The organism is Janthinobacterium sp. DSP2-3-3 (assembly GCF_049897325.1).
Classification (GTDB): Bacteria; Pseudomonadota; Gammaproteobacteria; order Burkholderiales; family Burkholderiaceae_D; genus Janthinobacterium.
This window is the reverse complement of sequence record NZ_JAFCWA010000002.1, coordinates 546460-559511: the sequence shown is the minus strand read 5'-3', so window position 1 is coordinate 559511 and position 13052 is coordinate 546460. Positions and strand designations below refer to the sequence as shown.

General features: G+C 64.9%; 13 protein-coding genes. 11 read left to right on the top strand and 2 right to left on the bottom strand.

Annotated elements, in window-relative coordinates; genetic code table 11:
- Positions 1–12: 12 nt before the first annotated feature.
- Positions 13–1008 carry an HD domain-containing phosphohydrolase gene (locus ACP7DE_RS06585; protein ID WP_426071332.1) on the top strand — a complete coding sequence of 332 codons (996 nt, stop codon included), beginning with the start codon at positions 13–15 and terminating at the stop codon, positions 1006–1008.
- A gap of 69 nt (positions 1009–1077) precedes the next feature.
- Here ACP7DE_RS06585 and ACP7DE_RS06580 read toward each other — a convergent pair whose 3' ends face one another.
- Together ACP7DE_RS06580 and ACP7DE_RS06575 are read right to left on the bottom strand one after the other, a co-directional pair.
- Entirely contained in the window at positions 1078–2958 is a 1881-nt protein-coding gene (locus tag ACP7DE_RS06580) for an esterase/lipase family protein (RefSeq protein ID WP_426071331.1), read from the bottom strand.
- Positions 2959–2971: 13 nt separating this feature from the next.
- Entirely contained in the window at positions 2972–3748 is a 777-nt protein-coding gene (locus ACP7DE_RS06575) for a DUF481 domain-containing protein (protein ID WP_426071330.1), read from the bottom strand.
- A 247-nt stretch (positions 3749–3995) separates the two neighbouring features.
- On the opposite strand from ACP7DE_RS06575, the gene ACP7DE_RS06570 reads away from it, so the two are divergent.
- The 10 genes from ACP7DE_RS06570 (at position 3996) to hmgA (ending at position 13046) form a co-directional block, all read left to right on the top strand.
- Positions 3996–4385, top strand: a complete 390-nt coding sequence (locus ACP7DE_RS06570; protein WP_426071329.1) for a hypothetical protein — start codon at positions 3996–3998, stop codon at positions 4383–4385.
- Between the two features lie 107 nt (positions 4386–4492).
- Positions 4493–5179: a winged helix-turn-helix domain-containing protein gene (locus tag ACP7DE_RS06565; protein WP_071077124.1), complete on the top strand. Its 687-nt coding sequence runs from the start codon at positions 4493–4495 to the stop codon at positions 5177–5179.
- Positions 5169–6524 (top strand): sensor histidine kinase, encoded by a 1356-nt coding sequence (locus ACP7DE_RS06560; protein WP_426071328.1) that lies wholly within the window; start codon positions 5169–5171, stop codon positions 6522–6524. Before ACP7DE_RS06565 ends, ACP7DE_RS06560 begins: the two co-directional genes overlap by 11 nt.
- A gap of 150 nt (positions 6525–6674) precedes the next feature.
- Positions 6675–6980, top strand: coding sequence for a DUF535 family protein (locus ACP7DE_RS06555; protein WP_426071327.1), 306 nt, complete (start codon positions 6675–6677; stop codon positions 6978–6980).
- An 89-nt stretch (positions 6981–7069) separates the two neighbouring features.
- Positions 7070–8044, top strand: a complete 975-nt coding sequence (gene hemB / locus ACP7DE_RS06550; protein WP_426071326.1) for a porphobilinogen synthase — start codon at positions 7070–7072, stop codon at positions 8042–8044.
- Positions 8045–8116: 72 nt separating this feature from the next.
- Positions 8117–9460 (top strand): MBL fold metallo-hydrolase, encoded by a 1344-nt coding sequence (locus tag ACP7DE_RS06545; protein WP_426071325.1) that lies wholly within the window; start codon positions 8117–8119, stop codon positions 9458–9460.
- Between the two features lie 53 nt (positions 9461–9513).
- The gene (gene msrA / locus ACP7DE_RS06540) at positions 9514–10023 is read left to right on the top strand and encodes a peptide-methionine (S)-S-oxide reductase MsrA (RefSeq protein ID WP_426071324.1); all 510 of its coding nucleotides are present in this window, start codon (positions 9514–9516) and stop codon (positions 10021–10023) included.
- A 39-nt stretch (positions 10024–10062) separates the two neighbouring features.
- Positions 10063–11289, top strand: coding sequence for an FAD-dependent monooxygenase (locus ACP7DE_RS06535; protein ID WP_426071323.1), 1227 nt, complete (start codon positions 10063–10065; stop codon positions 11287–11289).
- 270 nt (positions 11290–11559) lie between these two features.
- Positions 11560–11745 carry a hypothetical protein gene (locus tag ACP7DE_RS06530; RefSeq protein ID WP_426071322.1) on the top strand — a complete coding sequence of 62 codons (186 nt, stop codon included), beginning with the start codon at positions 11560–11562 and terminating at the stop codon, positions 11743–11745.
- Positions 11742–13046 carry a homogentisate 1,2-dioxygenase gene (gene hmgA / locus ACP7DE_RS06525; RefSeq protein ID WP_426071321.1) on the top strand — a complete coding sequence of 435 codons (1305 nt, stop codon included), beginning with the start codon at positions 11742–11744 and terminating at the stop codon, positions 13044–13046. Before ACP7DE_RS06530 ends, hmgA begins: the two co-directional genes overlap by 4 nt.
- Positions 13047–13052 lie beyond the last annotated feature (6 nt).

Genomic DNA, 13052 nt, shown 5'->3' with positions numbered 1-13052 from the left:
ATTGGGCTAACGATGACCTTACACGAAGACAAACCGATCCTGCTGCTGGTGGACGACGAAGCGACGAATCTGCAGGTGTTGCGGCAGATTTTGCAGGACGATTACCGTCTGCTGTACGCCAAGGATGGCGACAAGGCGCTGGAACTGGCGCAGAACAACCCCGTCAAACTGATCCTGCTCGACATCATGATGCCCGCCATGACGGGCTACGAGGTGTGCCGCCAGCTCAAGGCCATGCCGGCCACTGCGTCCATTCCCGTCATTTTCGTCACCGCCCTGTGCGACGTGAAGGATGAGGCGGACGGTTTTGACGCCGGCGCTGTCGATTACATCACCAAGCCCGTCAGCCCGCCCATCGTGCGCGCCCGCGTGCGCACGCATTTGTCGCTGGTCGATGCCGAGGAATTGCGCCGCTCGCGCCTGCAGGTGATCCAGACTCTGGGCCAGGCGGCCGAATACAAGGATAACGAGACGGGCATGCACGTCATCCGCATGAGCTATTACGCGCGCCAACTGGCGCTGGCGGCCGGCTACAGCGCGGCGCATGCGGAAGATTTGCTCAACGCGGCACCCATGCACGACGTGGGCAAGATCGGCATCCCCGACGCCATCCTGCAAAAGCCGGGCAAGCTCGATGCGGAAGAATGGAAGGTCATGCGCAGCCACGCGGAAATCGGCGCGGCCATCATCGGCGAGCACCCGGGCGGCCTGCTGAAAATGGCGCGCATCATCGCCCTGACGCACCACGAGAAATGGGATGGCAGCGGCTATCCGCAAGGCTTGAAAGGCGAGGAAATTCCCCACGAAGGCCGCATCGTCGCCATCGCCGACGTCTTCGACGCCCTCACCAGCGAACGCCCGTACAAGCCCGCCTGGACGGTGTCAGACGCGATCGCCACCATGCAGCGCGACAGCGGCACGCACTTCGACCCGCAGTTGCTGGCGCTGTTTGTGGAACACTTGCCGACCATGCTGGAAATCAAGGACAAGTGGCGCGAGCCGGTGTAAGGCGGCGTATGTCGGATTACGCGGGGCTCGGCCCACCTCGGCGGGCCCACGCATCCGGCCTGCGACCGCTCAGGGCAAGGTGTCCGGCAGCCGCAAAATCCGCCGTATCTCGAGGATCGCCTGCGGGCTTTCCTGCACGCTGTGCCACGAGGGGATGACTTTTTCCGACAGGGCGCCGTCGAGGTGGGCGCTGGCGTAGGGCACCACGCCGTCGCTCGATTCCGCCAGGGGCAGCTGCGGCGTGTCGTTGCCCATGATCGAGTAATAGCGTACTTTCGGGCTGATGGGCAGGTCGGCTACCAGGCGCACGAACGGGTCCTTGTCGCTGAGGTTATCGATGCTGTTGGGGATGCGCAGCGGTTCGCTGCTGCCCGTGTCGAGCTGCGCCAGGCTGCCGGCGGCGTCCGACAATTGGTCGAGCATAGTGATGGGCAGTGTGACGAGGTTGGCGATCCAGCGCGCCACCTTGTGGTTGGCGAACGAGGTGCCGCGGTGCGGCGCGGCGATGAAGATGGCGCGGTTTATCTGCGGCATGGCCGTGAAATTGAGGTAGGGCGCCAGTCCGGCGCGTACTTTCTCCGCCTTCTTGCCCTTCAAATTGTATTCTTCCGTGATGGCGTCGAGCACGGTGTTACTGGCGTCCGAGACCATCAGGCGCGCCAGCACGCCGCCCATGCTATGGCCGATCAAGACCATGTCGTTCGCGGCGTCGGCCTTGGTCGAAGGGTCGAATTGCGCCAGCGTCGCGTTCAGCGCCTGGCGGATGGCGACGTTGTTGGCCGCCAGCGGCGCATTGCTCGGGTAGTACACCTGCCAGATCTGGTAGCGGCGGCGCAGTTGTTCGTCGCCCATCAGTTCATTTGCCACATTGATCCACGCTTCCGGGCTGCTGGCCAGGCCGTGCAGCATGACGATGGTGCGCTTGTTCGGGTCATAAGGCTGCATCAGGTGCACCTGCGGGCGCGAAATGCCATCGGCGCGGCCGAACAGGGTGCGCAGCGCCTGCACGCCAAAGCCGGAACGAGCCAGCCACAAGCCATAGCCGGCCGTGAAGTTGGCCGCCACGGGCAATTCCTGGCCCGCCATGCGCGTCGAGTCGCTGCGCGTCGGATCGACCAGCATCACCATCAACTTCTGCGTGGCCAATACCTCTTGCAGGCTGTTGCCGTCGAAGCGGATCAGCGCCGTGACGACAGGAAAGCGGGTTTCCTGGTAAGGCACATACTCGCCTTTCGATGCGCTTGGCTTGGGCATGACGGCCACCAGGTCGGCGCCGAAGCCGTCGCGCCGGTACACATTGCGCAGGCCGGAAAACGACAGCGAGGTGGCCGGCAGCAGTTCTTCGGGCAGGGTGCCGTCTTCGGGCAGGCGCAGGGCCGACAATTCGCTGTCGATCTGCCAGCCGGCGACACGGATCACATGGCCGTCGGGGCGGTACTCGCCGCGGTGGCGGAACAGGTTGCCGACGGCCTTTTGCGCGGCGTAGTTATAGTAGTCGCGGATTTGCGTCTGGCGTTCCTCGAAGGCGCGCTGGCCCGGCGTGCGCGTCGTGTAGAACAGGTAGGCATAGGCGTAGCGGGCCGATTCCAGCCAGGCGGCCAGCAATTCGGCGCTGGCATGGCCACCTTGCTTCTCTTCTGCCAGGGCGCTTTCCAGCCACAATTCGGACAGCGTGGCCAGGCGCTGTTCGTCGCTGAGCAGATCGGAGCGGGCCAGGTCGGCGCGGCAGCTGCCCGTATTGGCTACACAGGCGGCGATGTCGCTGCCGATAATGCGCAGCACTTCGCTGGCCGAGGCACTCAGCTTGCCCGTGGTGAGGATGTCGCCGCGCCGCTGCTGCAGGTAGTCGGCCGGGGAGATCGCGCTGACGGTGACGGCGGCGCAGCCGCTCAGCAGCGCCGCGCCGCACACGAGGGCGCAGGCGCGCAGACGCCGCATCAGCATCAGCATTGGGTGGCGCGCCTTAGAAAGAGTAGACCAGGGTCAGCGACGTCTGCGTATCCGTGTTCTTCTTGTCGTCGGGCACGCGCGTGTCATTGCGGGCGCTGAAGGCGGCCTTCATCTGCATGGTGCCGTTGATCTTCGTGCTGAGGGCGGTTTCGGCGATGGAGTGGGTGTTCGAGGTGCCCCGTTCCACGCTGAGCGTCTGCGTAAACATCGCCGACTGGCTGATCTTCCACTTCATGGCGGCCGCGCCGCGCACCGTCAGGCCGTGTTCCGATTCGCCCGTGTCGTTGGTGCCGCTGAAATAGCCTGGACCGAATTCCACGTCGACGCTTTTATCGCTCGATTGATACCAGCGCGAGCCATGACCGACAGCCAGGGTCGAGTACTTGGTGTAGGCGCCGAACTTGTCGTTGACGTGCGAAGCCAGTACGAACAGTTTTTCATGGTCCGCCATCAGCTTGTAGGCGGCCTTGGCGGAAGCAGAAAAGCGTTCGGCCGAACGCTCGCGCACTTTTTGTCCGTCGTCGTTCGTCGTTTCATCTTCCTTGAAGTAGCCGCTGAAGATGTACTGGTTGCTCCAGTCATCGAGTTCCTGGCGCGCGTCGATCTTGCCCGTCACCGAGGTGCCGACCGTATTGCCCGAGGTGGTGATGGCGCCCAGTTCGGCGGAGGTGCTCCAGCTGCCGATGGGAATTTCATCGAACAGCATGCTTTGTTTAGCGTCTGCGGCGGTGGCGCTGCCGCAGGTGATGGCCATGGCCAGCGCCAGTGCGAGAGAGTGGGTCGATTTCATGGCTGTATTTGTCTGTGGCGCGCGCCGGGCGTGCCTGTTGTTCGTTCGTGGCAGTGGTATGGATGCAGGCCGCAGCAAGCCGTGCGGCGCCGATTAAAACATGCGCACATGCGCGCGCGGGCGCGGCCAAACATTGTCGAGGCCGTATTGTACCCGACCCTGTCATCGTTCGCCGCACGCGGCGGGGCACATGAATGCTGCTATATTATGGGAAATATTGCAAACTTGGCATGCGTGGGTGATGACGATGAAAATGGTATGCAAGCTTGTCACTGTGGCCGGGCTTTGGCTCGCGGCGCAAGCCGGCGCGCTAGCGCTTGACGGGGCACCGTTACCGGGACCGGAACCGGGGCCGCAACTGACGCAATCGATGATACGCGATGCCGTGCGCGCCGTACTGGCGGAAGAGGCGCAGGTGCGTGACGCGCAGCCGCAGGCGGCCATGCAGCAGGTGACGATACGCGCCGACCGGAAATATGAACAGTTTTCCGCCGTCTTTGCCGAGGCGAAGGTGCCAGACTGCCTGCACGCCGACGGCTTGAAGCGTCAGCCCACCGGCATCGGCCCGCTCGCCATCGGTGGCGTGTATGCCTTGCCCTTCGTGGCGATCGCCAAGCTGCGCGGAAAATGTCACTAGCCGGGAATGCTCCGTGGCGGCACGGGTACGCGGCGGGGCTGGCAAGTGGCGCGCGCCTGGCGTATGCTGCGCCTATTTGCTGTCCCGATCTTTACAAGGAATTCCCCGTGCGCTGCCTGGTCATCGAAGACGAAGCCGAAACTTCCCGCTATATCTGTGCCGGCCTGCGCGAGGCGGGCCACGACGTCACCGCCTGCGACAATGGTATCGACGGCATGCGCCTGGCCTGCGGCGAAGACTGGGATGCGCTGGTGCTCGACCGCCTGCTGCCAGGGGAGATCGATGGCCTGGCCATCGTCGCGCGCCTGCGCGGCATGGGCCGCAACACGCCCGTGCTGGTGCTGTCGGCCCTGTCCAGCGTCGACGAGCGCGTGCGCGGCCTGCGCAGCGGCGGCGACGATTATTTGTCAAAACCGTTCGCCATCGCCGAACTGCTGGCGCGCATCGAGGCGCTGCTGCGGCGCGCCGCGCCCGTGCCCGAATCGACGCAGCTGCAGGTGGCCGACCTGGTGCTCGACATGCGCACCATGCGCGTGACGCGCGCCAACCGGCAAATCGCCCTGCAGCCGCGCGAATTTCGCCTGCTGGAATACCTGATGCGCCACCAGGGCCAGTCCGTCACGCGCGCCATGCTGCTCGAAGCCGTGTGGGACTACCATTTCGACCCGCAGACGAACGTCATCGACGTGCAGGTAAGCCGCTTGCGCACCAAGGTGGACAAGGAGTTTTCGCCGCCGCTGATCCACACGGTGCGCGGCGTCGGCTACACCCTGGGCGTGCTCGATGGCGCGTAGCTGGCACCATTCCATTGCGGCCCGTCTGGCGCTCGGCTATGGCGTGCTGGTGGTCGTGTCGATCAGCATTGTCTGCGCCGTCTTCTATTTTGGCACCATCGGCGTGCTTGACCGCAGCGTGGATCGCAAGCTGACCTTGCTCTCGGAGCGCCTCGCCGCGCTGTACCAGCAGGGTGGCAGCAGCCGCACGACGGCGGAAATCGCCCATCTGCTCACCGACCGCACCGACAGCGACACGGAGATCTTCTTGCTGGTGGGCGCCGATGGCCACCGCGTGGCCGGCAATCTGTCATCCTGGCCCGATGCTGCCAGTCCCGTGGGCCGTTTGCTGCACCGCGACGTCACGCGCGAAGGGCGCAGGGTGCCCGCGCGCATGCTGATCCGCGACCTGGCGGGCGGCGCGCGCCTGTTCGTCGGACGCGACATGGAAGAGGGCAAGTCCATCCGCACCCTTGTGCTGCGTTCGCTGGCGTATGGCGGCGGCGTGGCCATCTTGCTGGTGGTGGCGGGCGCGTGGCTGTTCCGCCGCCAGCTTGAGGCGCGTATCGGGCAAATCCGCCGCACAGCGGGGGAAATCGAGGCGGGTGACCTGAGCCGGCGCATTCCTGTCGCCAGCGAGGATGAATTCGGCTTGCTGAGCCGCGACATCAACCGCATGCTCGACCGCATCGAACACTTGATGGAAGGCGTGCGCCACGTGTCGAACGCCATTGCGCACGACTTGCGCACGCCGTTGGCGCGCATCCGCAACAAGCTCGATGGCGCCTTGCGCCAGCAGCAGAGCGTGGCCGGTTTTGAGAACGCGGCGCAGGCGGCCATCGACGATATCGACGACCTGACGCGCGTGTTCGACAAGCTGCTGCAGATCGCGGCGGCCGAATCGGGCATGCGTCCCGAGAATTTCAATGATAGCGATCTGCAGCAGATCGGTGCCGACATCGTCGAAATGTATGAAGCCACGGCCGACGAGCAGGGCGTGCTGCTGGTGCAGATGTATGGTGACAGCGTGCCGGCGCGCGGCGACCGCAACCTGCTGGGCAGCGCGCTGGCCAGCCTGGTCGACAACGCCATCAAGTACGCGGGGCGGGGCGCCACGGTGGAAGTGTCGGCCGGCAGCGATGAACAGGGCAGCTGGCTGGCCGTGCGCGATAACGGCCCCGGCGTGCCAGCGGAGGAACTGCCGAAGCTGACGCAGCGTTTTTACCGGCTCGACAAGAGCCGCCATCTGCCCGGCAATGGCCTGGGTTTGTCCATCGTGGCGGCCATCGCCGCCCTGCATGGGGGCAGCCTGGAGATCGAGGATGCGGCGCCGGGCTTGCGCCTGCGTTTGCGGCTGCTGCGCTAGCCGGGCCGAACATTACAAACTTGTAACCCCCTTCGTTTTCACCTCCCCCTATCATCCGATCTACCCGGCGTAGAGCGGCTGCGTGCGCGCAGCCGCCTGTTCCGGGCTGCCTGCGGCCGTCGCCGCGTCCCGTTCAGTAGAGCCGTTCGCATGCAAACTTTAGCGCCATCGGCGGCAATGCCGCGCCACAGCCGCCGCGAAGGGGAGCTATGCCTGCGCCTGACGCGCGGCGGCGTCTCGCTGTACCTGGCCAGTTTCCTGTTCCGGCCGCAGCCTGGCGCCGCCGTCATCCAGCTGGGCGCCCTGCAGGGCGTGCGCTCGCCCGCTGGCGCCCTCGCGGTGAAAGAGGCCACGCGGGCGCCGCACGGCTGCCGGACCTGGAACAGGTGCCGTCGAAAAAGCGCGCCGTGGCGCCATGCTGCAGCAGCAATGAAAGCACCCGACGGTATTTTTTGACCTGCGCGGCTTTTTTGCCGGGCGGCCCGGCGCAATCGGCGTGATCGGCGTATACTTATCGGCGTTCTCAACCTGAAGCCAGTCACCCCATGCCAGCACAATTCCCCACTTCGCGCATGCGCCGCCTGCGCGCAACCCCGCAACTGCGCGAGCTGTTCCGCGAGACCGAGATCAATCCGCGCGACCTGGTCCTGCCGATCTTCGTCGACGAAGGCAGCAGCGATTTCATCGACATCAAGTCCATGCCCGGCGTGCGCCGCATTCCCGAAGCGAAGCTGGCGCAGGAAGTCGAGCGCTATGCGCGCGCCGGTTTGCGCTCCGTCATGACCTTCGGCATTTCGCACCACAAGGATAGCCACGGCACGGACAGCCTGAATCCGGACGGCCTGGTGGCGCGCATGTCGCGCATCATCAAGGACGCCGTGCCGGAAATGGTGGTCATGTCCGACACCTGCTTCTGCGAATACACGGACCACGGCCATTGCGGCATCCTGCATGGCGACACGGTCGACAACGACGGCACGGTGCTGAACCTGGGCAAGCAAGCCGTCATCGCAGCCCAGGCGGGCGCCGACATCATCGCCCCATCGGCCGCCATGGATGGACAAGTGGCGGCGATTCGCAGCGCGCTCGATGCGGCCGGCTTCCATGACACGCCCGTGATGGCGTATTCCACCAAGTTCGCCTCGGGCCTGTATGGCCCGTTCCGCGACGCGGCCGGCAGCACCCTGAAGGGCGACCGCAAGACCTACCAGATGGACCCGATGAACCGCCGCGAAGCGATCCGCGAGTCGCTGATCGACGAAGCCGAAGGCGCCGACGCGCTGATGGTGAAACCGGCCGGTGCCTACCTGGACATCATCCGCGACCTGCGTGAAGTGACGCGCCTGCCGATTGGCGCCTACCAGGTCAGCGGCGAGTACGCGATGATCAAGTTCGCCGCGCAGGCGGGCGCCATCGACGAGCGCCGCGTGGTGCAGGAAACCTTGGGCGCCATCAAGCGCGCGGGCGCGGACATGATCTTTACGTACTTTGCGATGGATGTGCTGAATAATCCGTACTAAATACGGGGAGGGCAGTGGCGTTCTAGTATCATGGCGCGCTGCCCAACCTGGTACTGCGATCTGTAGCCTCCTATGTCCCTGAAAATCTCCCGCATCCTGCACGCCGGCTATGTCTTCGAATGCGAAGGCACGGTCATCGCCTTCGACCCCATCGTCGAAAACCCGTTCAGTCGCAATTGCCACGCCTTCCCGTCCGTGCGTTTCGACCTCGACGCCGTGCGCCGGCTGCGCTGGGATGCCGTCTTCATCTCGCACTTCCACGACGACCACTGCTCGCTCGACAGTCTCGATGTGCTCGACCGCGCCACACCCATCTACTTGTACTGCGTCTTTGACGAACTATTCGCCATGCTGCGCGCGCTGGGTTTTACCCATGTGCAGCGGCTGCACGTTGACGTGCCCGTGCGGGTGGGCGCCATCGAGGTGATCCCGCGCCGGGCGCTGGACGACGATGTCGATTCGCTGTTCCAGGTGCGCGCGGCCGGGCTGAATGTGCTCAACGTCGTCGATTCCTGGATCGGCCCCGAGACTTTGGCGCAGCTGGCCGCGTTTGCACCCTGGGACATGGTGCTGTGGCCATTCCAGACCATGCGCGAGATCGCCGTCATCGCACCATCGCAAGCGCAGGTTGGCCCCGTCGAGCTTCCCGACGACTGGGTGCCGCAGCTGCGCGCGCTGGCGCCCCGTTACCTGGTGCCCAGTTCCTGCCAGTTCGTGCAGGAAGACTGGTCCTGGTACAACCATGCGATGTTCCCGATTACCTACCGCCAGTTTGCGCAGGAGATTGGCATCGCGCTGCCGGAGGCGCACATCTTCCGCCTCGATCCTTCCACGTCCGTGCTGCTCGATGCGCAGGGCTTGACGCCGGCCGCGCCGCTGCCCTGGGTGATACCCGTGGGGCCGCAGGACGTGGATTTCGACTATCGCCCCGACGCGCCGCCGCCCGCCACCGCCGACATCGCCCGCCGTTTCGCGCCCTTGAATGCCGACGATACGGCGCTGGTGCTGGACTTCTGCCGCCACGGCTTGCTTGAGCGCTACCGCGACATGGAGCTGCCCGAGGACAGCTATTTTCAGGCCCCACGCCTGTGGCGATTGTCGCTGCATGGCCACGACGGCGCGACCACCGTCCTGCATTACCGCACGCATGGCGACTTGATTGATCTGGTGCCCGCCACCGGCGAGGCGCCGGGCTGGACGACCGAGGTGCCGCTGGTGAAGTGCCATGCGGCGCTGGCGCTCGGTGAATCGCTGACATCGATGTACATGCGCATCAACGATGGCCCTTTCGACGCGGCCACGCAGGCCGGGCTGGTGGAAGCGGACATCGTCGACGACCCCTTGATCCGCTGCCTGTTCAATGACGCCATCGGCGCCTACCAGGCGGCGCAGCTGAAACGCTTGCTGGCCCGCTGAAGAAATTGCCGCGACAGGGTAAGATAAGGTTCTCAGATCAAGGAATGAACAACATGACACAAGACAAGGAAACCGCGATCCTGGCCGGCGGCTGCTTTTGGGGCGTGCAAGACTTGCTGCGCCGCTATCCGGGTGTGATCGCCACGCGCGTGGGTTACAGCGGCGGCGACGTGGCCAACGCCACCTACCGCAACCATGGCACGCATGCGGAAGCGATCGAGATCATCTTCGAGCCGAACACCATCAGCTACCGCAAGATCCTGGAATTTTTCTTTCAAATCCACGACCCCAGCACGCCGGACCGCCAGGGCAACGACCGTGGCACTAGCTACCGCTCGGCCATCTTTTACACGAGTGAAGAGCAACGGCTGGTGGCCGAAGACACCATCCGCGACGTCGACGCCTCCGGCCTGTGGCCCGGCAAGGTGGTGACGGAAGTGACGCCGGCCGGCCCGTTCTGGGAAGCGGAAGCGGAGCACCAGGATTATCTGCAACGTTTGCCGCACGGCTATACCTGCCACTACATCCGGCCGGACTGGGTCTTGCCGCAACGTACGCAGTAAGCAGTAAGCGCGCAGGGGGCAGGGGGCAGCGGAGGCGAGATGCGCTATTGGCAGGTGGCGCGGCGGCAGGCGGAGGGACAGCTGGCGATGGAGCGCGCCCTCGACCTGGTGGCCGCCATCGGCCACGCGGACGTGAATGCCATGGCGGGCGCCATCCTGAAACGCTCGGCGCGGCCGGCGTTTTTTTTGCAGGATATCGCCGACAGCTGCGCGCGTCAGTTCTATGCGCTCGACGGCAACCAGAGCGTCATCGCGCCCGCCGCCCGGCCCTGCATCGATTCCTCCATCATGCTGTACCAGCAAGCCAGCGATGAAATCCGCCACCCCGGCGACCGCGCCGTTTGCTATCAAAGACCGAATGTGTCGGACCACCTGTCCCTGCTGGTGCAGCCGGCCAGCGACATCTGGCGGTCCATCCATTCTTACCGCGACAGCAGCCAGGGCCAGTTCCAACCTGGCGATATCGCCGCCATCGAAACCCTGTCGCCGCTGTTCGCGCAGGCGGCCAAACACCACTACCGCCTGAACGGCCAGCCTGCGCAAGGCGTGTCGCCCGTGCCGCTGGAAAACGTGGCGCCCCGCAGGGACAGCCTGCTGGCCATGATGGGGGAAACACAGCCATGGCATCCCGTGTGGATCAGCGTCTATAAAGCCAAGGCCTTGACGCCGCACAACTACCGGCATGACTGTGTGCTGTTCGCGGGCGATGCGGGCCACTTGGTATCCATTTTCGGCATGCGCGGCGCGAACGCCGGTATCGACGACGCCGACAACCTGGCCTGGAAACTCGCGTATGTGGTCAAGAGCCAGGCGCCACAGGCCTTGCTGGACAGCTATTCCGACGAACGCGTGTACGCGGTCCGTGAAAACCGTGCGCCACGGCACGGAAAGCACGGAAAGTACGGAATTCAGGGCGCCGCCCACGTGTGCCTTCGCGCTGATGCGCACGGCCGTGCTGGGCCTGGCGGGCAAACATGCGCGCGTGCGTTCGCTGATCAACCCGCGCCAAGCCAGCGCCAGACCAGCGCCATCGCGTCTGCGCAGTCGCCCTTGAACGCGCCTGACGTGGACGTGTTCACGGCTGTCCCCGCGCCAGGCACGGTCTCGCCCGAATGCCCGCTGGCGCGGCGGCAAGACGGCGCGCAGCAAGCGGGGTATATTACCGATCTGGTGCAGCGTGCCGTCGGCGCGTTCATGGACCTGTATTTCAGCGACGATGGCTGCGTGCCTGCGCAATTGCTGGTGCTGGCGACATCTTGCCGTTGACGACCGTGGCGATCACCCGCAGCGCAGCGCAAGGGAGCGCCTGGGACCACACGGCGCAGGTATGCTTGTTGCTTGTTGCTTGTTGCTTGTTGCTTGCCGCTTGCTGCCCGGCCCGGCCCGTCTTATCGCGTGCGCCCGGGCGGCCACGTGCTGGGCCGCTGGCGGCAGGATCAGGCAGCATCAGGCAGCATCAGGCAAGTTCAGGCGGGGCAGGTGGCGGCAGCGCTGGCGGCGGCAGGTATCACCCAATCAAAGTAACAAGGAGACAACATGACCGACATTGAACTGGACAATCTATACATTGAGCTGTGTCACACCATGGGCGGCCGGGGCGAACAGCGCTTGCCGCTATTCCTGGCCCGCTTCGCCTTGCTGGCCATGGGCGCCATCGGCCAGGCCGACGTGGTGCAGAGCTTGCTGCGCGACGCTGCCGACGGCCTGACGGTGCACGCATGATAGGCGCCGGCTACCAAAGCGGCTTCGGCAACGAATTTGCCACGGAAGCGGTGCCCGGCGCCTTGCCGCAAGGGCAGAATTCGCCGCAGCAGGCGCCGCTGGGCCTGTATGCGGAACAATTGTCGGGCACGGCCTTCACGGCGCCGCGCGCGCAGAACCGGCGTTCCTGGCTGTACCGCATTCGCCCCGCCAGCCAGCATCCGCCGTTTACCTCGGTGGCGAATAGCCGCATCGTCAGCGATTTCCACGCCATGCCTCCCACGCCGCCAAACCAGCTGCGCTGGGACCCGCTGCCGCTGCCCGACAGCAGCACGGCGGTGGACTTCATCGACGGCTGGCAGACGATGGCCGGCAACGGCAGTGCCGAAGCGATGAGCGGCTGCGCCATTCACGTGTATGTCGCCAACCGTTCCATGCAGCGCTTCTTTTATTCGGCCGATGGCGAATTGCTGGTCGTGCCGCAACAGGGCAGGCTGGCGATTGCCACGGAACTGGGCTTGCTCGAGCTGGAACCGCAGGAAATCGCCGTCATCCCCCGCGGCGTGCGCTTCCGCGTGACTCTGCCGGACGGCCAGGCGCGCGGCTATGTGTGCGAAAACTTCGGCATGGCGTTTCGTTTGCCCGACATGGGACCCATCGGCTCGAACGGCCTGGCCAACAGCCGCGATTTTTTGACGCCGCACGCTGCTTATGAAGATATCGATGGCGAGTGCGAACTGGTGGCCAAGTTTGGCGGCCACCTGTGGCGCACGACGCTCGACCATTCGTCGCTGGACGTGGTGGCCTGGCACGGCAATTACGCGCCGTACAAATATGATTTGCGCCGTTTTAATACCATCGGCTCGATCAGCTACGATCATCCCGACCCGTCGATCTTTCTCGTGCTGCAAGCACCGAGCGAAAACCCGCTGTTTGGCGCCATCGACTTTGCCATCTTCCCGCCGCGCTGGCTGGCCGCCGAGCACACCTTCCGGCCGCCGTGGTTCCACCGCAACGTGGCCAGCGAATTCATGGGCCTGATCCATGGCGTGTACGATGCCAAGGCGGCCGGTTTCGTGCCGGGCGGTGCCAGCCTGCACAACTGCATGTCCGGCCACGGCCCCGATACGCAAACGTTCGAACGCGCCTCGCACAGTGACACGTCCGCGCCCGCGAAGGTGGGCGACACCATGGCTTTCATGTTCGAGACGCGCACCATCCTCAAGCCCACGCCCTTCGCCCTGAACAGCGAACTGCTGCAAAAGGACTATTTCGCGTGCTGGCAAGGCTTGCGCAAACATTTCGATCCCGATCAAGCGTAGTCTGGC